The organism is Mesorhizobium sp. M1088 (assembly GCF_040318575.1).
Lineage (GTDB): Bacteria > Pseudomonadota > Alphaproteobacteria > Rhizobiales > Rhizobiaceae > Mesorhizobium.
In genome coordinates this window covers 274,399-295,616 of sequence record NZ_JAMYMO010000005.1, presented here as the reverse complement: position 1 = coordinate 295,616, position 21,218 = coordinate 274,399, and the positions used below count along the sequence as shown (strand labels likewise).

Here is a 21,218-nt window from a genome sequence, read left to right as displayed (position 1 = left end):
GGCGGCTTCATGTCGACCGCGAAGACGACCGTGCTCCCGGCAAACGACACCTCAATACAAATTTGGGCTTGCATTTCGGTCCGCGATTAGACGACTGAGACACTACCCGTTTCGGGCCATCCTTGCTGTTCCACCCGAATTCCGCTAATGCGCGCCTTTGTCGCCGGGGAGCAGAAGCTTGGACGATCATCGCGCCGACGTCGCCATTATCATGGGCAGCCAGTCCGACTGGGCGACGATGCGCCACGCCGCCGAAACGCTGGAGGCGCTTGGCATCCCGCATAAGCGGCTGATCGTCTCGGCCCACCGCACGCCCGACCGGCTCTATGACTTCGCCAAGGGCGCCAAGGCGGCCGGCTACAAGGTGATCATCGCCGGTGCCGGCGGTGCGGCGCATCTGCCCGGCATGACGGCGGCTATGACGCCGCTGCCGGTGTTCGGCGTGCCGGTGGAATCAAAGACGCTGTCGGGCCAGGATTCGCTGCTATCAATCGTGCAGATGCCGGCCGGCATTCCGGTCGGCACTTTGGCCATCGGCAAGGCCGGCGCCGCCAACGCTGCCCTTCTGGCCGCCGCGGTGCTGGCGCTGAGCGACGAAAAGCTCGCCGCCCGGCTGGATAGCTGGCGCGCCGCGCAGACCGCCAAGGTGGCCGCCGAGCCCACGGACGCGCCGTGAGCCTGCCGGCGGGATCGAGCATCGGCATCATCGGCGGCGGCCAGCTTGGCCGCATGCTGGCGATGGCCGCGGCCCGCCTCGGCTACCGCATCGTCGTGCTGGAGCCGCAGCCGGATTGCCCGGCGGCACAGGTCGCCAACCGGCAGATCGTCGCCGCCTATGACGACGCGGCCGCGCTTAGCGAGCTGGCTGCGGCCAGTGCCGTCGTTACTTATGAATTCGAGAACGTACCGGTCGCGGCCGCCGCGGCACTTGCCTCTACGGTGCCGGTCTATCCGCCGGCACGCGCACTGGAAGTGGCGCAGGACCGGCTGGCGGAAAAGAAATTCCTCAACGGCATCGGCATACCGACCGCGGATTTCAGCCCCGTCGACAATGACGAGGAACTGACGGCTGCGCTGAAACAGTTCAACGGCAGCGGAATATTGAAGACGCGCCGCATGGGCTATGACGGCAAGGGCCAGCGTGTCTTCCGCAACATGGAAACAGGCGGCTTTGCCGGCACTTGCGAGGCGATGGGCAACGTGCCGTTGATCCTGGAATCCTTCGTCACCTTCGAGCGCGAGATTTCGGTGATCGCCGCGCGCGGCAGCGACGGCTCGCTCGCCGCCTACGATCCAGCGTGGAATGTCCATCGCAACGGTATTCTTCACAGCTCGACGCTGCCGGGCGGAGTAAAATCCGAGACGGCGGCTGCGGCTCAAACGGCGGCGGCAGAGATCCTTGCAGCGCTCGACTATGTCGGCGTCATCGGCGTCGAATTCTTTGTCCTTGCCGACGGTTCGCTGTTGGCCAACGAGATAGCGCCGCGCGTCCACAATTCCGGCCACTGGACGGAGGCCGCCTGCACCATCTCGCAATTCGAGCAGCACATCCGCGCCGTCGCGGGCCTGCCGCTGGGAAATCCCGCCCGGCAGTTCGACTGCGTCATGGAAAACCTGATCGGCGACGATGTCAGGCGCGTTCCTGAGCTGCTCGCCGAGCCCGATCTGATGCTGCACCTCTATGGCAAGGCCGAGGCGCGGCCCGGCCGCAAGATGGGCCATTTTACGCGCGTGAGCCGCCGCAGCTAGAGCATGATCCCGAACCGAAGGTCCGCGCTAGCGAAAAGTGGAATCCGGATTTCGGAAAAGATCATGCTCAAACACAACGTTAGAACCTACGCTTACTGGATTTCGCCGCTCTCGTCCTCGTCGGGGCTGGCGCAGCTAACATCGCCTTCCGCGCAGGTCGAATCGGCGGTGAGCTGCTTGGTGCGATCGTCGGTCAGCCGCGTCAGGCATTCCGATATCAGCATCGGATAGATCGAGCCGCCTTCGCTGTCCGCGGCCGAATAGCTGCATTCCGCGTCGCGAAAAGCGATCCAGCGCGCTGCGCCGTCTGCAACAGCTTCCTGGCTTTTGCGTCACTTCCGCCGATGATATCCTGGTAGGCCTTGTTGAGCTTGGCGTCGGCGGATTTGTAGTCCGCGTCGGCGCAGATGTTCATCATCTGCTGGCTGTCGTCGTTGCGATCGCATTCCTGCGCATAGGCAACAGAACCTGCCGCGAGGACGACAAGACAGGCGGACACAAGAATTCGGCGCATGACGATCTCCAATTCGCAACCGCATCATTCCAGCCGTCTCAGTCCCGCGCAACGCCAGTGGCGGATATTTGATGATACGGAACGGTCCGTGTCGTTTAGGCAACGCGCTTGCGGTTGACACGGGCAACGCTCCTCGTCTATGAGCCACGCACAGTTCAAAGGCGCGTCTGTGGGCGCGCCTTAATAATTCGGCCCGTGACCGGGCCCAGACCGACGGGCAAGACCATGAAAATCAAGAATTCGCTCAAGGCGTTGAAGGCGCGTCACCGCGACAACCAGCTGGTTCGTCGCAAGGGCCGCGTCTACATCATCAACAAGACCGCGCCGCGCTACAAGGCGCGCCAGGGTTGAGTTTTCGACGGAGGCTGGGCGCCTCCGTTCGCATGATACGACTCTCACGCTAAATTCAGTTTGACGATCCGGCGTCGGGGGCTAGATTCCCGCGATGCGGATTCTTTTTGCATTTTTCACGGCCTTCCTCGTTTCCGGCGCTGTCTCGCTGCCGGCGTGGGCTGAAGATCCGACCACAACTCCGCCGGCAGCACCTCCGGTCGTCAAGACGAAACAGGCGCGGCTCGATCAGCTGTTTGCCGATCTCAAGCGCGAACGCAATGAAAAGGCGGCCGAGCGCATCGCCGGACGGATCGGCAGCGAGTGGTCCCAGTCGGGCAGCGCCTCTATCGACCTGATGATGCAATGGTCGCAGAAGGCGATCGAAAACCAGAAATTCGATGTTGCACTCGATTTCCTCGATCAGGTTGTGACTTTGCAGCCGACCTATGCGGAAGGCTGGAACCGGCGCGCCACTGTTCATTTCATGATGAAGAACTACGGGAAGTCGATGGCGGACATCGACCGCACCCTGCAGCTCGAACCACGCCATTTCGGCGCGCTTTCGGGCCTGGCTCAGATCATGGCCGAAACCGGCCACAAGCAGTCGGCACTTGAGGCCTGGCAGCGCGTGCTCGGCATCTACCCAATGATGCGCAGCGCCCAGGACCAGGTCGCCGCACTTTCCGAGGAGCTTGCCGGCGAAGGCATTTGAGACCAGTAAGGGAGTAGGGGAGTAAGGGAGTATGTGAGAGGTGCAGATTGCACTGTGGAACACATGCGCCCTACTCTCCTACTCTCCTACTCTCCTACTCCCCTACTCCCCTATAGGCCCGATCTATGCCGTTTGCTTCCGTGACGAGTTTCTCCACAAGGGCGGCGGCCGGCATCTCCCGCAGCTTCGCAACGCCCTGCCCGGCCCAAATAGGCAAAAAGTCAGCCCGCTTGCTTTCATCCTTTGCCATCGAAAGCGGCATGACCAGACTCGCCTGTAGCGGAAACGCCAACACTGCATCTTCCTCACCAGCCATTTCCATCACAAACCGGTTGCGCACCACGCGCGCTGGGCGGCCAGTGAAGCAGCGAGTCACCGACGTGCTCTCGTCGTTGGCCGAGCGCAATGCTACGCGATAGACTGGCTGCACATTGGCTTCAGGACAGGCCAGGAAAGCCGTGCCGATCTGCACACCAGATGCACCAAGTGCAAAGCTGGCAGCAATGCCGCGACCGTCGAAGATACCGCCAGCGGCAATTACAGGCACCCGCACGGCATCAACAATCTGCGGTACGAGTGCCATAGTGCCGGCTGTGCCGATAGCAGGGTCGCCAGTGAATGTGCCGCGATGCCCACCCGCCTCGTATCCCTGGGCGATAATGGCGTCCACCCCTCCTGCCTCAAGCTGGCGCGCTTCCGAGACGGTGGTGGCCGAACACAAGACAGTACAGCCGGCCGCCTTCAACTGCTGCACAATTGCGGTGTCGGGTAGACCGAAGTGGAAGCTGACCACCTTGGGGCGCAGCTCGAGCACAATTTCGAGGCGCTCACGATCGAAGGTGGGGAAGGGCTCGCCCGGCTCGGGCACCGGTCCGAGGCCGACCTCCTCATAGCAGCCGCGAAGGCGGTCTCGCATACTTTGGGCTGCCACATCATCGTGTATCGGCGCCGGGTGCGCAAAGAAGTTGACGTTGATCGGACGATTGGTGGCGTGGTGTGTCGCCGTGAGCTGCTCGCGGATAGCCGCCGCAGGCAGAATGCCGCATCCGAGCGAGCCAAGCGCCCCGGCATTGCTGACTGCCGCCGCCAGTTCCGGCGTGGTGATGCCGCTCATCGGCGCCTGGATTATCGGGTGCTCAATGCCGAGGAGTTCCAGAAGATCAGTGCGCATCCACATTGGATCACCCTCCTCTTTCTCCCAGGAGAGATTACCTTAACTGACTTCCAGCTCAAGTCGGATAGGGCCTTCGAACCGCTTCACGGCCGGTCACAGGCTGATGCAAGCTGGCGGAGTTCGGCGTCTATCCTAACCCGACTGCCGTCGATGCGCCCGGCTGGCGCCGTGTTTACGACGCGCCATGCAGCCGGCCTATCCGGCAGCCGCGGCCGACATTAGCGGCCGACTTCCGATCCGACATAGGCGATGCGCAACATGTTGGTCGAGCCCGGCGTCCTCAGCGGCACGCCGGCCGTGATGATGACGCGGTCGCCCGGCTTGCCGAAACCTTCATCGAAGGCGATGCGGCAGGCGCGGTCGACCATGTCGTCGAGGTCGCTGGCGTCGGGGGAAACGACGCAATGCGTGCCCCACAACAGCGACAGCCGCCGCGCCGTGTTGAGGATCGGCGACAGCGCCACGATCGGCACTTGCGGCCGCTCGCGCGCGGCGCGCAAGCCGGTCGTGCCGGACGCGGTATAGGTGATGATCGCCGACAGCTTCAGCGTCTCGGCTATTTCGCGGGCGGCGAGCGAAATCGCGTCGGCTCCGGTCGCTTCCGGTTCCGAGCGCTGCGCGTTGATGATGCCGGCATAGGTCGGGTCGGTTTCGACCTTGGTGGCGATCCGGTTCATCATCGCCACCGCCTCGACCGGATAGGCGCCGGCGGCGGACTCCGCCGAAAGCATGATCGCGTCGGCGCCTTCAAACACGGCGATCGACACGTCCGACACCTCGGCCCGCGTCGGCACCGGCGCGGTGATCATCGATTCCAGCATCTGCGTGGCGATCACCACCGGCTTGCCGGCACGGCGCGCGGCGCGGGTGATCTGCTTCTGAATGCCAGGCACGGCTTCGAGAGGCATCTCGACGCCGAGATCGCCGCGGGCGACCATCAGCGCATCCGAAAGCTCGATGATCTCGGCCAGCCGGGCGACGGCCTGCGGCTTTTCGATCTTGGCCATGATCAGCGCCCGGCCGCGTGCGATCTTGCGCGCTTCGGCCAGGTCCTCGGGCCGCTGCACGAAGGACAGCGCCACCCAGTCGACGCCGGTCGCCAGAACCGCGTCGAGATCCCGGCGGTCCTTTTCCGTCAGCGCGCCGACCGGCAGGTCGGTGTCGGGCAGGCTGACGCCCTTCTTGTCGGAAATGGTGGTGCCGGCGACGACGGTGCAGACGATCGCCTTGCCGTTGCTGCTGACCGCCTTGAGCTCGAGCTTGCCGTCGTCGATCAGCAGGCGATGACCAGCCTCGACCGAACGCAGGATTTCGGGATGCGGCAGGTAGACCCTCGTCGAATTGCCGGGCTCCGGATTGTCATCGAGCGTAAAGGTCTGGCCGACGGTCAGCACCTCTTTGCCGTTGGCGAATTTGCCGACGCGCAGCTTTGGCCCTTGCAGGTCGGCGAGAACGCCGATCGGCCGGCCGACCGCCTCCTCGACGGCACGAATGCGGCCGACAAGCGTACGCATCAATTCATGGTCGGTGTGGCTCATATTGATGCGGAACACGTCGGCGCCGGCTTCGAACAGCTTCTTCAGCATCTCCTCGGACGAGGAGGCCGGACCGATGGTGGCGAGGATCTTGACCTTGCGGCTGCGTCTCATTGACTGTTTGTTCCCGGGGCGGCTGGAGCGCCATCCGTTGCGGGCTCGTCAGTCAGCTGGACCATCCAGCTTGCCTGCTCGCCCGTGTCATATTCCTGGAATCCGGCGCGCTGAAAGCCCCGGGCGACGCAATCGGTAACGCCGGCGATCTTGAACTCTTTTTCGGCCACGCACATGTTGATCGGGCCATCCCAGCGTCCGCCGCGCTCGGCGTCTTCTGCATAAAGATAGTAAAACCTTGATGACAACGGTCCCTCGATCAGCGTCTTGCAGCTCGATCCTTCGATGTGCCACCAGCCTTCGGTGATCCAGCCGGCTTTGGCGCGATAGCCGATGCCGACACCGACCAGGTTCTGCGTGGCGTTGCAGACCCGGAAATCGGCCCGTGCCGGCGAGGCCGAAATCACCGCGAAAAGACCCATGGCCGGTACCAGGAGCGGCATGGCCAAGGCGTGGCGCACACGCAGCCTGCCGGCGAAACCCATCCTGAAACCCCTCAAGAACCACATTTGCATCTCTCAACGCCCCTTTTCGGAAAACTCGGTACGCATGTCAACGCGCCGATCTGTCCAATTCCAATCGATTTAGAAGGCTCTGGCGCGCTTGCGGTCGCCCCTGCTCAGTTTTTTGGCAGAAACCGTGGCCAAACAACGGCATTGCGCAAGCGTTCTCTTCGTGGAATGACGATACCACCTCCCCAAAAGCCAGCGAACAGACCTTTCCCGCCAATGACCCGATCCACAGTTTTCGCGCCTTTCGATATCGTCGAAGGCGATCGCAAGCGCGGCATGGTGCTTCTGGCCGATCACGCCCGCCGCGACCTGCCGGAGGAGTATGGCAGTCTCGGCCTGCCGGCGGCGGAGTTCGACCGCCACATCGCCTACGACATCGGCGTCGAGACTGTAACCCGCGAACTCGCAAGTCTGCTCGGCGTTCCGGCCGTGCTTGCCAATTTTTCGCGACTGCTGATCGACCCCAATCGCGGCGAAGACGATCCAACGCTGATTCGTCAGCTCTATGACGGCACCATCATCCCGGGAAATTATCCCATGGCCCCGGAGGAGCGCGAAAGACGGCTGGACCGCTTTTACCGCCCCTATCATGATGCCGTCAGCGCCATGATCGCCTCTGTGGCGCGAGCATCCGCGCAGGCACCCTTCATCTTTTCGGTGCATTCCTTCACACCGACCATGCAGGGATTCGTGCGGCCGTGGCACGCCGGCATATTGTGGGACCTGGACGACCGCGTTGCGCGGCCGCTGATCGACATGCTCGCCGAGGACAAGAGCCTCATCGTCGGCGACAACGAACCCTATGACGGCGCACTGCGCGGCGATACCATGTTCAGGCACGCCATCGTCAACGGCTTTGCCCATGCGCTGCTCGAGGTCCGCCAGGACCTGATCGCCGACCGCAAGGGTGCCCTCGCCTGGGCCGAACGGCTGGCGCCGATCGTTGACGCGATAGATCGACGTGCCGATATACATGCGGTGAAAATATTCGGCTCTCGCACCGGGCCGGTATGATGAGGCCCAAGGGAGGCCAACATGACATGACCGAACTCAGCGAAGAACAAAAGCGCGATTTCGAAGCCGCTGCCTTCCGCCGGCTGGTCGCGCATCTGCGCGAGCGTTCCGACGTACAGAACATCGACCTGATGAACCTCGCCGGCTTCTGCCGCAACTGCCTGTCCAACTGGTACCGCGATGCGGCGCAAGCCGAAGGTGTCGAACTCAGCAAGGAACAGTCGCGCAAGATCATCTACGGCATGCCCTATGCCGAGTGGCAGGCACTGAATCAGGTCGAAGCCTCCGACGCCAAGAAGGCCGAGTTCGAGGCAAGACGCCCTAGGGATCACTAGGGGAGGACGCCGTGCCTAAGATTGACGTTGCCGACGTGCCCGGACGCAAGGGCTCATCCTATCCACCGCCGTTCGATGCACCCTGTGCCGAACGCGTGCGGCAGCGGCTAGGCAACGCAGGCGGGCTCACTGACTTCGGCATCAATCTCATGCGCCTGCCGCCGGGCAACTGGTCGAGCCAGCGCCACTGGCATTCGCACGAAGACGAATTCGTCTACGTGCTTGAAGGCGAGCTGACGCTCGTCGAAGATGCCGGCGAGACGGTGCTGCGCGCCGGTGATTGCGCGGCCTTTCCGAAAGGATCAGGCAACGGCCATCACATGATCAATAAATCGGGCGCGATGGCGATCTATCTCGAAGTCGGTTCGCGCTGGCCCGACGACGTCGCCACCTGCTCCGACATCGACATGATGAGCACCAACGCTGACGGCCGGTTTGTGCACAAGGATGGCGCGCCTTATCTCGAGCCGTAGGGATTTCGGAGTGGACCGCCGAGATGGTTGGCCGACGCGAGAGGACGTAGCGTCTGGTCCAAGCACTTTCGGCGAAGAGCGCTTGACTGTGAATTGAATCGATCTAATTTGCCGCGCAACGCCATTTCCGGACCGGATTCTACCCGATGGACGCGCAGAAAATCACGCAGATCGCGATTCGTGGACGCTGGGCAGTGGCCGGCATCTTCCTCGCCAACGGCTTCTTGACCGGCAGTTGGGCGCCGCAGATCCCGGTGTTCCTGACGCGACTCGACATTTCGAAGTTCACGCTCGGCTTGCTGATTCTGTTGTTCGGTGCCGGCGCCGTCACCGCCATGACCTGGTGCGGCCATCTGATCTCGAAGCATGGCTCGCGCACGGTGCTGCGCTGGTTCGGACTTGCCGGCAGCTTCGGCCTTTTGGTTGTGGCTCTGGCCCCCAACGTGCCCCTTGCAGCCATCGCCATGTTCATCTTCGGCGGTTCGATCGGCGGCATGGACGTCGCCATGAATGCCAATGCAGTGGCAGTCGAACGGCGGCTGTCCCGTGCCATCATGTCGTCCTCGCACGGCTTCTGGAGCCTTGGCGGTTTCGCCGGCGGCGCTTTGGGCGGTTTCGCCATCCAGAACTACGGTCACCTCGCCCATGCGACAGTGGTGACGGCTCTTGCCTTTGCCGTCATCGCCGTAGCGATCCGCTACCTGATCGCCGAGGACAAGCACCCGGTCGCCGAGCACCACAAATTCGCGTTGCCGGCAAATCCGCTGGTCTATCTGGTCGGACTTATGGCGCTGCTGACGATGATCTCCGAAGGCGCGGTACTCGACTGGGCAGCGCTGTATCTCCGGCAGGAACTCGGCGCCGATCTTGCCGTCGCAGGCCTGGCCTATGCCGCCTTTTCCGGTGTCATGGCCGTCATGCGCTTCCTCGGCGATGGCGTCCGCAACCGTTTCGGTGCCGTTACGACGTTGCGCGCCTCGGCCCTTGCCGCGGCTGCCGGCATGCTGGTGGCCGGGCTGGCTCCCTCGCCTTGGCTGGCCATTGCCGCCTTTGCCTTTTGCGGCCTCGGCATTGCCAACATGGTGCCGATCATCTTTTCGGCCGGCGGCAACCAGGAGGGCATGGCGTCCGGCACCGGCATGAGCGTCGTCACCACAATGGGTTACTCAGGCATTCTGGTGGCGCCGTCGGCGATCGGCTTCATCGCCGAGCACTCGAGCTTCGGCCCGATCTTCGTCGCTCTGTCCGGGCTGCTGGTCGTCGTGCTGGTGATGGCCGGCCTCGCTCACCGTGCCGAATTCGCTGCCGAGCCTGCACCGGCTGAATAGCGCTTGAACTCTTCGTAGAGGAAATCCGCGACGCGGCGGATGCGGACGCTGGTACGCACGTCGCGGTGCATGGCCAGCCACACCGGCAGCGTCGGCAGCGGGAGACCCGGCAGCACTGTCTCGACCAGCGGATCACGGTCGGCGAGCGGCTGCTGGCCAAAGCCGATGCCGTTTCCCGCCCGCACTGCTTCCCACAGCACGATCTGATTATCGGTCCTGAAGCGGAAGGCATTGCGGGCGAGCGGGACGCCGAACTGGGCGAAGCCGCGAATGATCTCATCGCTGCGGTCGAAGCCGACCAGATCATGGCCGGCAAGATCGCGGGCCTCGCGCGGACGGCCACGCCGGTCGAGGTAGGATTTTGCCGCGCAGGCGCGGAGCGGAATGTCGGTCACCTTGCGCGCGACCAGTTCATTCTGCGCCGGCTTGACCATGCGAATGGCGATATCGGCGTCGCGACGCAGCAGATTCTCGACCTGGTTCGAGGCGACGATCTCGACCTCGATGCCCGGCTCCTCGGTCCCAAGCCTCGCTGTGATTTCCGGCAGCACATAGGCCGCCACCACCTCGCTGGCGGCAATGCGCACCGTACCCTCTATCGCCTCGACAGATCCCAGCGCCAGCAGCGAAAAGGCGCTCGCCTGCTCGCTCACCGCGCGACCCCGTTCAAAGAGCGTGCTGCCTGCTTCCGTGAGCGCATAGCCACGCCGCCCGCGCCGGAACAGGGTGACGCCGAGCGCCTGTTCCAGCTCGGCGATGTGGCGGCCGAGCGTCGGCTGGCTTGCGGCAAGTTTTCGTGCGGCCGCCGACAGGCTGCCGGTCTCCGCCACGGTGACGAAACTCTTGATCAGGTTCCAGTCAATATCCATTCAAAATTGAATATCACATCGCCAGTCGTAGTCAATTTCCATTCGTTTGCGGAGAGACAATATTGGGGTCGTAACGCAACACGGAGACGAACAATGACCACGATCGCAATTCTCGGCGCCAATGGCCGCCTCGGCCGCACGGTGGCCAAGGCCTTCATCGATGCCGGCTACGATGTCCGTGCCATCACCCGCAGCGGCAAGGTGCCGGCCGAGCTCAAAGGCGCCACGGCGATCGCCGGCGACGCGCTCGACCGTGCTGCGCTGATCCGCGCGACCGAAGGCGTCGATATCATTTTCAACGGCCTCAACCCGCTCTACACCGACTGGAGCAAATGCCTGCCGATGGCCGAGAATGTGATGGCTGCCTGCCGGGCGAACGGCGCGCTGCATCTCTTCCCGGGCACCGTCTACAATTACGGCTCGCAGATGCCGGCGGTGATCGCCGAAGACACGCCGTTTCGCCCGACGACGGAAAAGGGCCGTATCCGCGTCGCCATGGAAGATCTGTTTCGCCGCGAGGCCGACGCGGGTCTGGTGCGCACGATCCTGTTGCGCGCTGGTGATTTCTTCGGCGGCACCGGCAGCGGATCGTGGTTCGATCTGGTTGTTGCCGCCAAGATGACCAAGGGCGTCTATACCGCCCCAGGGCCGGTCGATCTCGTGCATGAATGGGCCTATCTGCCCGACCTGGCCAAGGCCTTCGTCGGGCTGGCTGACAATCTCGACAAGCTCGGCTTCTACGAGGCGCTGAACTTTCCTGGCCATGCGGTGACCGATCTGGACATCAAGGCGGCCGCGGAGAAGGCGCTCGGACGCACGCTGAAACTGACGTCGATGCCGTGGTGGGTGCTGCGTGCCGGCGGCCCGTTCGTGGCGATGTGGCGCGAGATCGTTTCGATGTCCTATCTCCGCTTCGAGCCGCACCGGCTGGTTTCAGGCAGGCTGGAAAGCGTCATCGGTACGATCCCGCACACGCCGCTGGAAAATGCGGTGTCGGAAGCGCTCGAGGATATCGGCATCGCCACGATCAAGACGACGCAAAAAGCTGCCTAACAACAAACCAAAAAAAGGCGGATGGCCTCACGGTCATCCGCCGCTGGTCGGGGAGGAAGGTTGCGCTCAGATCCGGCCCATCAACAGCAGCACCAGGACAACGATCAGGATGACGCCGACGATGCCGGATGGTCCGTAACCCCAGGACCGGGAATGCGGCCACGCCGGAACCGCGCCGATCAGAATAAGAATAAGGATAATGATGAGAATGGTGCTGATCGTCATCAGAAAATCCTCGCTTTGAGGTTGCAATGACGGAACAATGCAGAAGGCCGCCCATTGTTCCCGGGCGGCCTTGCTTGATCAGGACGGCGAGCCGGACTCTATTCGGCGGCCTTCGGGAAGGCGATCGCCGGTTCGGCGCCCAGATCGGCGTCCAGGCCTTTCGACGGGATTTCGGCCTTGCGACGCCCGAACAGGCGGCTGAACCAGCCCCGACGCGCACCGGGTTTGACCTTGGCGCGAGTGAACACCATCAGCATCGACGGCGTCACCACCAGCGTCAGCACGGTGGCGAAGGACAGGCCGAAGACGATCGCCGAGGACAGCGAAATCCACCATTGCGTCGACGGCGCGTTGATCGTCGTCTCGTGATGGAAGATTTCGAGGCCGAGGCCGAAAGCAATCGGCAGCACGCCGAGGATCGCCGACACCGCCGTCAGCACCACCGGACGGGCACGTTCGCGGCAGGTCTGCAGAACGGCTTCGTATTTGTCCCAGCCCTCTTCGCGCAACCGGTCATAGGTGTCGATCAGCACGATGTTGTTGTTCACCACCACTCCGGCCAGCGCGATGACACCGATGCCCGACATGACGATGCCGAATGCCTCTCCCGTCAGCAGCAGCCCGAGGAACACGCCGATCGTCGCCATGACCACGCAGGACAGCACCAGCCAGACGCTGGTGAACTTGTTGAACTGCGCCAGAAGCACGATGAAGATCAGGAAGATCGCCGCACCGAAGGCTTTGCTGAGGAAGGCACCAGCCTCTGCGCTGTCCTCATTCGAACCGGCAAGCTTCCAGCGAATGCCGCTGCTGAGGTTCATGTCGGCGACAGCTTTGGTGACCTCCTGCTGGACGGCAGCCACCTGGGCGCCGGCAGCGACGTTGGCCTGGACGACGACCGTTCGCGCACCGTCGATGCGGTTGAGGATACCGACCGTCGGCTCCGGCTTGCGCACGACGAAGTTCGAGATCGGCACCGAGCCTTGCGCGGTCTGCACCCTGAGTTCGTCGAGCGTCGACAGCGTGCGCCGATCTTCGGGCAGGCGCAGTCTGATGTCGACCGCATCGTCGGCGCCGGCGGGCCGGTACTCGCTGAGCTTCAGCCCGTTGGTCACCAATTGCACGACCGTCCCGACCGCGGTCGGGCTGATGCCGTACTGCGCCGCCTTGGCGCGATCGACCTCGAGCGCCCAGTCGACGCCGGGCGGCGCCAGACCGTCGGAAATATCGATGACGCCGGGCACCTTGGCAATGCGCGCGGCGACGGCGCGGGCCTTGTCGTCAAGGCCCTTCGGATCGACGGCCGAAAGCCTGATCTGGATCGGCTTGCCGGTAGGCGGGCCGGCTTCCGGCACGCGAACCTCGACGTCGACACCGGGAATGCCGGCCATGACGCCGCGCAGTTCGTCCAGGATTGAATTCGCCGATTTACGCTCGCGCCAGTCGACGAATTCGTACTGGATCACGCCAACCACGTCTTCCGGAACATCCTGGCCGCCGCCCTGCGTCTTGCCGACACGGGTATAGACAGACTTCACGCCCGGCCAACCGAGCAGCCGATTTTCCGCGGTCTTGGTGGCCGCGTCCATTTCTGCGAGCGAAAGATTGCCGCGGGCGTGGACATAGAGCAGGCCGTAGTCAGGCTCGACATTCGGGAAGAATTCGACGCCGGCGCCGAATTTCGAATAGGCGTAGCCGACGCCGAACAACAGCGCCACAGTGAGGACAAGCACGGTGATGGGATAATGCACCGCCTGCTTGACCACGGCCATGTACCAGCCGTCGCGATTGTCGTCGGGGTGATGAGCCGGCGCCTTGGCAAATATCGCGCCCAGCGTCGGCGCGAAGACCAGCGCATAGAGCATCGAGGCCGAGAGCGTCACGATCAGCGTGATCGGCATGTATTTCATGAAGTCGCCGATGATGCCCGGCCAGAACAACAGCGGCGAGAAGGCGGCAATGCGCGTCATCGTCGCCGCGATGACCGGGCCGGCCATGCGCTTGGCGGCAAGCGCGAACGCTTGCTCCTTCGGCATGCCCTCGCTCATGCGGCGCTCGGCGAATTCGGTGACGATGATGGCGTCGTCGACCAGCATGCCGACCGCCAGGATGAGGCTGAACAGCACGATCATGTTGATCGTGTAGCCCATCATTGCCAGCAACAGGATGCCGATCAGGAAGGACGAGGGGATGGCCAATCCGATCAGCAGCGAGGCACGGCCAGACAGCGCGTAGAGAATGACGATGAACACCAGGATCACGGCGATCATCACGTGGTTCTGCAGGTCGCCGAGCAACTGGTTCACGAAGACCGACTTGTCTTGCGTGTAGGTGACGTGCATGCCCTCCGGCATCGTCTTGATAAAGGCGTCGGACACCTCCCTGACCTTGCCAATCGTATCGATCAGGTTGGAGCCGATGCGCTTCTTCACCTCGATGGCGATCGCCGGCTTGCCGTCGAGGCGGGTGACCGTCTCGGCGTCCTTGAATGTGGAGCGGATGGTGGCAATGTCCTTGGCCTGCACCACCGCATTGGGGCCGGCGACGACCGGAAGCGCCGCCACATCCTCTGGTGTCTCGATAAGCGAGGGCACCTTGACCGCGTATTTGCCCTCGGATCCTTCGATGTTGCCGGCGGCGACAAGACTGTTGGAAGCGCCGACCGCACCGATCAACTGGTCGAGCTGCAGCCCGTAGGAAGACAGCTTCATCGGATCGATGACCACTTCGACGAGGTCGTCGCGCGCGCCCTGCAATGAGCCCTCGAGCACGCCCGGCACTTCCTCGATGCGGTCGCGCAGTTCGCGCGCCGCCGCCGTCAGCACACGCTCGGGCACCTCGCCCGACAGCGTCACGACCAGGACGGGGAACTCGGAGATGTTGACCTCGGAGACCACGGGCTCCTCAGCCGCTTGCGGCAGGTCGGCCTTGCCGTCCTGCACCTTGCTGCGTGTGTCCTGCAGCGCGGTGGCGAGGTCCGTCTGTGGCTGGAATTCGACGAGCACATAACCGCCGCCCTGGAAGGCGGCCGACCGCATCTCCTTCAGGCCCTTCAGGCTCTTCAGCTTGGCTTCCATCGGCCGCAGCAGGAGGCGTTCGGAGTCTTCCGGCGAGATGCCCTGGTAGATCAGACTGACATACATCATCGGAATCGGAACGTCGGGTTCCGCTTCCTTCGGCGTCGACTGGTAAGCGACCGCACCGGCAAGGATGAGAAAGACCAGGACCGAAATGGTCAGCCGGGCATTGCTGATTGCAAGTTTGACGATGTCCATGATTACTGCGTCCCGGCCGTCGCTTCGCCCAACAGCTTTTGAATGGTCGCCTGGTCGGCTTCGACCGGCTTGACCACTTCGCCTTCCTTCACCAGCTCCTGGCCGGCGACGATGATGCGGGCGTCGGCCGGAATGCCGCCGAGCACCAGGCCGGTCGGCGTGTCGTCGACCAGGTCGATCGGGAAGAACACGACCTTGTCGTCCTTGTCGACGGCGCGAATGCCGAGATCGCCCTTGTCGCCGAGCGTCACCACCGAGCGCGGCAGCATGACGGCGTCGGTCGGCTGGGCGCTGAGCGCAATTTCTGCCGTCATGCCGGCCGGTACGGAACCATCAGCGTTGGGGATGGCGACTTCGACGCGGAAGGTACGGGTTGCCGAAGATGCATCGCGGCTGATGTAGCGCACCGTGCCCTCGACATTCTGGCCGCTGACCAGACGCACATCGGCCTTGTCGCCGATCTTCAGATAGCCGAGATCGCGTTCGCTGACTTCGCCGCGGGCGATCACCGGATCGAGCTTCAGAATGGTCGCCACTTCGCCGCCCTGCATGACGGAACTGCCAAGCTCCACTGGCACCCGGTCGATGACGCCGTCGAAGGGCGCCTTCACCTCGTTGCGGTCGAGCTCGGCTTGCACGGCCTCCAGTTGCGACTTGGCCAGCGTCAGGTTGGAGCGGGCCGTGTCGAGCTGCAGCTTGGGCAGATTGCCGGTTTTCATCAGCCGCAGGGCAGCTGCCAGCTCTGCCTCACGTTGCACGACAAGCTGCTTGGCGTTGTCGACCGCCGAGATTTTTTCCTCGGCGGCAAGCATCAGGATCAGGTCGCCGGTCTTGACATGCTGACCCTGCTTGACCGGCAGCTTGTCGATGACGCCGGCGACGCGTGTCGCCAGGACGGCGCGCTTGTCGGCTTCGGTCAGTCCGGAAATGCGGATAGCGCGTGCATAGGTGCGCCGCGGCGGGGTTATGATCGCGACCGTGCGTAACGGCGCCTTGGGCTGTTCCGCCTCGGCAGTCCCCGGCTTGGCAGCCCCCTGTTTGCCAGTTTGGGGCTTGCCTGCGTCGGCTGCCTTGGGCTGCTCGACCTCTCCTGCCTTGGGCTTGTTGTCGGCGGACGCGCTGCCGACGGACGAGAACTCGCCTGTCGCCATCCAGCCAGCGAACCCGATGAGCACAACAATGGCTGCAAGCTTGTGAAACCTGAATTTCGGCATCGTCATTTTTTCCAGTGCGCGGGGTTCGGCCAGGCCGCATCTTCTACTTGGGGCGCGTCGCCGATATGGGTGCGCGCGAGGCCGTATTCAAATTGCCGTGATCGGCGAAGCGCGCTTCTACCTCAAAGTTGCATCGCAATATAGTCAGAAAAGTTGATGGATTGTTGCTTTGTCCGCAAAGATGCGGCCGCAGCATCGGCTGTTGATTGCCAAAACAGCGGCATGGCAGCAAGTGTCAGGATGATTGAACAGATTGCGAATGCCATCTGCTTTGCGAAGCAGCTAGGCCGGACGGCGGGCGGCCTCGGGCTGCTTGCGCGCCGCAAGAAATTCCTTGACCCGCCGGCCCGGCGCCGGCCCGCGCACCGGCTTCAAGCCGTCGTCGAGTTCGCCGGACAGATCGATCGTCGGCCGCTTGCCGACGGCGTCATAATTTTCTTCCAGCCAATCACTGGCTGCGGTGCGGCCGAGGTCGCGCAGATAGGCAAGGAACGCCCATTCGGCATTGACCTTGGACGATGCCGACAGATCCTTGAACGCTTCGTCGGCATCGATGCGGTGCATGCGGATGTCGCGATATTCGCCGTGCGGCAATCGGCCGGCGGCGATCAGTTCCTTGACGAAGGCGATCGAGCGGAATTCGCGCAACAGCCCGGCATTGAAGGTGATCTCGTCGATGCGGTTCTGGATCTCATTGGCGCTCTTCGGCGTTCCCTCGCGGACCACCGGATTGATCTGCACCAAAAGCACGTCCTCGGTGGCCGCCGTCTTGAAGAACGGGAACAATGCCGGGTTGCCGCCATAACCGCCATCCCAATAGGGCACGCCCTTGATCTCGACGGCACGGAACAATTGCGGCAAGCAGGCCGACGCCATCACCGTGTCGAGGTCGATCTCGCCGTCCGAGAAGACCCGCAACTGGCCGGTCTCGACATTGGTAGCGGAAATGAACAGTTCAATCGACTTGCAGGCGCGCACATTGTCGAAATCGATCTCACGTTCGACCACGTCGCGCAGCGGATTGATGGCGAGCGGATTGGCGACATAGGGCGAAAATACCCGAGACATCGTATCGAACAGGAAATAGCCGGGCGTGTTCTCGATCGACCAATTGCCCCAGGCGACGTCCCAGGGCATGCGCTGTACCGGGCTGAAGCGGCCCTTTGCCGCCACCGCACGCCAGAAATCGTCGAGCTTCCGCCGCGCGCCCTCGACACCGCCGCGGACAAAGCCGTCGGCCAGCGCCACGGCATTCATGGCGCCGGCGCTGGTGCCCGAAACCGCCGTTATGTCGAGGCGCCCGTCCTCGAGCAGCCGATCGAGCACGCCCCAGGAAAACGCCCCGTGCGAGCCGCCGCCTTGCAGCGCGACATTGATCTTCTTTGGCTCTTCCGCCTTGCCATTTTTCGGCATGGCGTGGCCCTTGACCGCTGGAAGGCTCACTGAGCGGTCCAGCCGCCGTCGACAGAGATGTGCGTGCCGTTGATCTGCGCCGCCGCATCCGAGCATAGGAACACCGCGGCCGCCGCAACCTGCTCGACGGTGACGAACTCCTTGGTAGGCTGCCTGTCGAGCATGACCTCACGGACCACCGTCTCGCGGTCCATCTTGTTGGCCTTCATCTGGTCGGGGATCTGCGCCTCGACCAGCGGCGTCAGCACATAGCCCGGACAAATGGCATTACAGGTGATCTTGTCGCGCGCCAGCTCCAGGGCGACAGTCTTGGTCAAGCCCATAATGCCATGCTTGGCCGAGACATAGGCCGACTTGAACGGCGAGGCGACAAGGCCGTGGGCCGAGGCGACGTTGACGATCCGGCCGCCACCGGCCTGTTTCATCAACGGGATGGCGGCTGCGATGGTGTGGAAGGCCGATGACAGGTTGATGGCTATGATCGCATCCCATTTCTCGATCGGGAAGCTTTCGACCGGTGCGACATGCTGGATGCCGGCGTTGTTGACCAGGATGTCGACCGAGCCGAATGCCTCGGCTGCCTTCGCCACCAAAGCCCGGCACTCGGCCGGCTTCGACATGTCGGCCTTGACGTAGACGGTCTTCACCTCGTGGTGCTTCGCAATCGCGTCGGCGATGGCGTGATCGTCGGCGGTGTCGGAAAAGGAATTGACGACGACGTTGCAGCCTTCGGCCGCGAGCGCGTGGGCAATGGCCAGGCCGATGCCCGAGGTGGAACCGGTGACGATGGCGGTTTTTCTGGCGGTCAAGGCGGCTTTATTCCTTTCGAGGCGGGCTCCCGTGGAACCATGCTGCACTGCAACATATAGGCTCTCTGTCACCCAAGAACAGCGGATGTGTGGAGCAATGACATGAAATTTTTGTCATGTAGACCTCTCTCGTCCCGACGAGAGAGGTGTTCGGCACCGGCTGTTGCGACCGGTTTTCGCAAGTATGCGAGGGAAAAATCCTCAGGCGACGAGGTCCGGCACCGGCCCGATATAGCGCGACTGCGGCCGGATCAGCCGTCCGCTCGTTTGCTGCTCGCGCGCATGGGCAATCCAGCCGGCGACGCGCCCGGCAGCAAAGACGTTGGTGAACGCCTCTTTCGGAAAGCCCGCCGCTTCCAGCAGGAGCGCTGTGAAGAACTCGACATTGGTCTGGAGCGAGCGCGACGGCTTGGCGATGCGGAGCACTTCGAGCGCCGCTTGCTCCACGCTTTCGGCAAAGGCCAGCCGGTGGCCGGCTTCGCCCTTGGCGCCGAGCTGACGCACCACCGCTTTCAGCACGTCGGCACGCGGATCGCGCACGCGATAGATGCGATGCCCGAAGCCCATGATGCGGCGGCCACGCGCGATCTCGCTACGCAGCCAGCCGGCGGCGTCGCCATGAGCCTCGATCGCATCCAGCATCTCGATCACCGGACCTGGCGCGCCGCCATGCAGCGGCCCCTTGAGCGCTCCGAGCCCGGCCAGCACCGCCGAAGTAAGCCCGGCCTGCGTCGAAGCGACCACGCGCGCGGCGAAGGTCGATGCGTTGAGGCCGTGGTCGCAAACCGTCACGAGATAGGCATCGAGCGCCTTCGCCAATTTAGGAGAGGCCACAATGCCGGTCAGCATCCGCAGCATGTCGGCTGCATGATCGGCCTTGCTATCGGGCGCAATCGGGCTTTCGCCGCGCTGCAAGCGCAGCAAGGCCGGCGTCAGCACGGCGGGTGCCGCAACCAGCCGCAGCGCGTCCGACAATTTGTCACCATCCGGCAGCAGGGCAATACCGGCGCGCATCGCGCTGTAGATATCGACGGATGCGAGAAACGGCAGCAAGGGTTTGATCTGCTCGAACACTTCGCTGCGCGCCCGACCGATCGCGTTCGCCAGCTCCCTGCCGTCGGGAAGATCGTCGAAAAAGCCGTCGAACAGCAGATGAACCACCTCGGCGTATTTCCAGCGGCCTGCCAGTTCGGGCAACGAATGGCCCCGGATGGTCAGGCGGCCACCAAGACCGTCGACATCGGAGAGCACCGTTTCCGCCGCCACCACATCATCGAGCCCATTCGCCATTGGTTTTCTCCTTGACCCTTTCCGGGTGGAAGATAAGGGTTGGTGACTGGACCATCAATCTTGATCAACTGAATCAATATGCCAAGGCTGACATGACGGAGTGGCTGACGCGGGACGAAGCCCTGGAGCGTCTCAAGGTGCGCGCCCAGACCCTCTATGCCTATGTCAGCCGCGGACGCATCGGCGTGCGGCCGGACCGGGCGGATCCACGCCGCAGTCAGTATCGCGCCGACGACATCGCGGCGCTGGCGAGCCGCCGGGCTCGTGGCCGAAATCCGCAGGCAATCGCCGAAAGTGCAATTGCCTGGGGTGAGCCGGCGATCGCCACCACGATCTCGACCGTTTTGCATGGCCGCCTTGTCTATCGCGGCCAGGATGCGGTTGCTCTCTGCGAGGCTGCCACGCTGGAGCAGACGGCAAACCTGCTTTGGGCATCTGACGCACCGGTGTCGTTCGTCTCGGCGAGCCGCCATGGCAACGGCGCAACTGGCCGGCCGGCTGCCTTCGCGGAATTGGCCGCGTTGGCGGCCAACGGCCGGCCTTCGCTCGGCCGAAGATCGGCTTCGCTCAACCACGATGCGGCCGGCGCCATCGCCGCTTTGGCCCAGGCGCTCGGCGCGATTCCCGGAACTGGTGCCGTGCACGAAAGGCTGGCGCGGGGATGGTCGCTCGATGCGGCCGGCGCAGACTTGATCCGCCGCTCACTGGTACTGTTGGCCGATCACGAACTGAACGCATCGACCTTCGCCGCACGGGTCGCCGCGTCCACCGGCGCACCTGTTTCGGCCTGCCTGCTTGCCGGCCTCGCCACGCTCTCCGGGCCGCGTCATGGCGGCGCCGCAGAGGCGGTCATGATGCTGGCGGAAGATGCGCAGAGATTGGGGCCGGATGCGGCTGTCGGACGCTGGCTCGGTCACGACAGGCCGCTGCCCGGATTTGGCCATCCGCTTTATCCCGACGGCGATCCGCGTGCGGAACCGTTGCTGGCCGCGATAGATGTCGATGATGGGCTGTTACGGCTTTGCGATGCGGCCTTTGCGGCAACGGGCATGCGCCCGAACGTCGATTTCGCTTTGGCCGCGCTGACGCGCGGTCTCCGTTTGCCGTCCGATGCGCCGTTCCGCCTGTTCGCGCTCGGCCGCAGCGTCGGCTGGGCCGCGCATGCCGTGGAGCAGGTGACGAGCAGCGGCCTGATCCGGCCACGCGCCCGCTACCAGGGACCGCTGCCGGAGCAGCTCTAGTCTAGCCGCGCTGCTTGCGAAGTCTCAGCAGCACCT

General features: G+C 63.6%; 22 protein-coding genes and 1 pseudogene. 10 read left to right on the top strand and 13 right to left on the bottom strand.

Features of this window, described 5'->3' with window-relative positions:
• Positions 1-178: 178 nt before the first annotated feature.
• On the top strand, positions 179-676 hold the full coding sequence (gene purE / locus NKH49_RS09540; protein WP_023678468.1) for a 5-(carboxyamino)imidazole ribonucleotide mutase: 498 nt from the start codon (positions 179-181) through the stop codon (positions 674-676).
• Positions 673-1,749 carry a 5-(carboxyamino)imidazole ribonucleotide synthase gene (locus tag NKH49_RS09535; RefSeq protein WP_352471166.1) on the top strand — a complete coding sequence of 359 codons (1,077 nt, stop codon included), beginning with the start codon at positions 673-675 and terminating at the stop codon, positions 1,747-1,749. The genes purE and NKH49_RS09535 overlap by 4 nt, the downstream gene beginning before the upstream one ends.
• A gap of 92 nt (positions 1,750-1,841) precedes the next feature.
• Here the strand turns inward: NKH49_RS09535 and NKH49_RS09530 are convergent, their stop codons facing one another.
• Together NKH49_RS09530 and NKH49_RS09525 are read right to left on the bottom strand one after the other, a co-directional pair.
• On the bottom strand, positions 1,842-1,973 hold the full coding sequence (locus tag NKH49_RS09530; protein ID WP_352613562.1) for a hypothetical protein: 132 nt from the start codon (positions 1,971-1,973) through the stop codon (positions 1,842-1,844).
• A gap of 6 nt (positions 1,974-1,979) precedes the next feature.
• A pseudogene (locus NKH49_RS09525) lies at positions 1,980-2,164 on the bottom strand (lysozyme inhibitor LprI family protein); the annotation flags it as partial.
• A 324-nt stretch (positions 2,165-2,488) separates the two neighbouring features.
• On the opposite strand from NKH49_RS09525, the gene ykgO reads away from it, so the two are divergent.
• The gene (gene ykgO / locus NKH49_RS09520; RefSeq protein WP_006327841.1) at positions 2,489-2,614 is read left to right on the top strand and encodes a type B 50S ribosomal protein L36; all 126 of its coding nucleotides are present in this window, start codon (positions 2,489-2,491) and stop codon (positions 2,612-2,614) included.
• Positions 2,615-2,708: 94 nt separating this feature from the next.
• Complete coding sequence (locus tag NKH49_RS09515) at positions 2,709-3,308, top strand: tetratricopeptide repeat protein (protein WP_352489294.1); 600 nt, start codon at positions 2,709-2,711, stop codon at positions 3,306-3,308.
• 94 nt (positions 3,309-3,402) lie between these two features.
• Here the strand turns inward: NKH49_RS09515 and NKH49_RS09510 are convergent, their stop codons facing one another.
• The 3 genes from NKH49_RS09510 to NKH49_RS09500 form a co-directional block, all read right to left on the bottom strand.
• Entirely contained in the window at positions 3,403-4,485 is a 1,083-nt protein-coding gene (locus NKH49_RS09510) for an NAD(P)H-dependent flavin oxidoreductase (RefSeq protein WP_352613458.1), read from the bottom strand.
• 215 nt (positions 4,486-4,700) lie between these two features.
• Positions 4,701-6,131 (bottom strand): pyruvate kinase, encoded by a 1,431-nt coding sequence (gene pyk, locus NKH49_RS09505; RefSeq protein ID WP_352613456.1) that lies wholly within the window; start codon positions 6,129-6,131, stop codon positions 4,701-4,703.
• Positions 6,128-6,574, bottom strand: a complete 447-nt coding sequence (locus NKH49_RS09500; RefSeq protein WP_502894514.1) for a DUF1036 domain-containing protein — start codon at positions 6,572-6,574, stop codon at positions 6,128-6,130. The genes pyk and NKH49_RS09500 overlap by 4 nt, the downstream gene beginning before the upstream one ends.
• 285 nt (positions 6,575-6,859) lie before the next feature.
• On the opposite strand from NKH49_RS09500, the gene NKH49_RS09495 reads away from it, so the two are divergent.
• The 4 genes from NKH49_RS09495 (at position 6,860) to NKH49_RS09480 (ending at position 9,793) form a co-directional block, all read left to right on the top strand.
• Complete coding sequence (locus NKH49_RS09495) at positions 6,860-7,657, top strand: N-formylglutamate amidohydrolase (protein ID WP_352613454.1); 798 nt, start codon at positions 6,860-6,862, stop codon at positions 7,655-7,657.
• A 26-nt stretch (positions 7,658-7,683) separates the two neighbouring features.
• Positions 7,684-7,992 carry a DUF1244 domain-containing protein gene (locus tag NKH49_RS09490; protein ID WP_352613452.1) on the top strand — a complete coding sequence of 103 codons (309 nt, stop codon included), beginning with the start codon at positions 7,684-7,686 and terminating at the stop codon, positions 7,990-7,992.
• An 11-nt stretch (positions 7,993-8,003) separates the two neighbouring features.
• Positions 8,004-8,465 (top strand): cupin domain-containing protein, encoded by a 462-nt coding sequence (locus tag NKH49_RS09485; protein ID WP_352613450.1) that lies wholly within the window; start codon positions 8,004-8,006, stop codon positions 8,463-8,465.
• 146 nt (positions 8,466-8,611) lie between these two features.
• Complete coding sequence (locus NKH49_RS09480) at positions 8,612-9,793, top strand: MFS transporter (protein WP_352613448.1); 1,182 nt, start codon at positions 8,612-8,614, stop codon at positions 9,791-9,793.
• Here NKH49_RS09480 and NKH49_RS09475 read toward each other — a convergent pair.
• Positions 9,751-10,662, bottom strand: coding sequence for a LysR family transcriptional regulator (locus tag NKH49_RS09475; RefSeq protein ID WP_352613446.1), 912 nt, complete (start codon positions 10,660-10,662; stop codon positions 9,751-9,753). The two genes, NKH49_RS09480 and NKH49_RS09475, sit on opposite strands and share 43 nt — an antisense overlap.
• Positions 10,663-10,755: 93 nt before the next feature.
• On the opposite strand from NKH49_RS09475, the gene NKH49_RS09470 reads away from it, so the two are divergent.
• A complete protein-coding gene (locus NKH49_RS09470) occupies positions 10,756-11,715 on the top strand; it encodes an SDR family oxidoreductase (RefSeq protein WP_352613444.1) in 960 nt (319 codons plus the stop codon).
• A gap of 66 nt (positions 11,716-11,781) precedes the next feature.
• On the opposite strand, the gene NKH49_RS09465 is transcribed toward NKH49_RS09470, so the two are convergent.
• The 7 genes from NKH49_RS09465 to NKH49_RS09435 form a co-directional block, all read right to left on the bottom strand.
• On the bottom strand, positions 11,782-11,940 hold the full coding sequence (locus NKH49_RS09465) for a DUF3309 family protein (RefSeq protein WP_023678456.1): 159 nt from the start codon (positions 11,938-11,940) through the stop codon (positions 11,782-11,784).
• 98 nt (positions 11,941-12,038) lie between these two features.
• Positions 12,039-15,215 (bottom strand): efflux RND transporter permease subunit, encoded by a 3,177-nt coding sequence (locus NKH49_RS09460; RefSeq protein ID WP_352613442.1) that lies wholly within the window; start codon positions 15,213-15,215, stop codon positions 12,039-12,041.
• 2 nt (positions 15,216-15,217) lie between these two features.
• Entirely contained in the window at positions 15,218-16,429 is a 1,212-nt protein-coding gene (locus tag NKH49_RS09455) for an efflux RND transporter periplasmic adaptor subunit (RefSeq protein ID WP_352613440.1), read from the bottom strand.
• 122 nt (positions 16,430-16,551) lie between these two features.
• Positions 16,552-16,695 (bottom strand): hypothetical protein, encoded by a 144-nt coding sequence (locus tag NKH49_RS09450; RefSeq protein WP_352613438.1) that lies wholly within the window; start codon positions 16,693-16,695, stop codon positions 16,552-16,554.
• Positions 16,696-16,711: 16 nt separating this feature from the next.
• Positions 16,712-17,842 (bottom strand): patatin-like phospholipase family protein, encoded by a 1,131-nt coding sequence (locus NKH49_RS09445; protein WP_352613559.1) that lies wholly within the window; start codon positions 17,840-17,842, stop codon positions 16,712-16,714.
• Positions 17,843-17,868: 26 nt separating this feature from the next.
• On the bottom strand, positions 17,869-18,651 hold the full coding sequence (locus NKH49_RS09440) for a 3-hydroxybutyrate dehydrogenase (protein WP_352489286.1): 783 nt from the start codon (positions 18,649-18,651) through the stop codon (positions 17,869-17,871).
• Positions 18,652-18,852: 201 nt separating this feature from the next.
• A complete protein-coding gene (locus tag NKH49_RS09435; protein WP_352613436.1) occupies positions 18,853-19,941 on the bottom strand; it encodes a citrate synthase/methylcitrate synthase in 1,089 nt (362 codons plus the stop codon).
• A 92-nt stretch (positions 19,942-20,033) separates the two neighbouring features.
• Between NKH49_RS09435 and NKH49_RS09430 the strand changes: the two genes are divergently transcribed.
• Entirely contained in the window at positions 20,034-21,182 is a 1,149-nt protein-coding gene (locus tag NKH49_RS09430; RefSeq protein WP_352613557.1) for a citrate/2-methylcitrate synthase, read from the top strand.
• Positions 21,183-21,218: the final 36 nt, after the last annotated feature.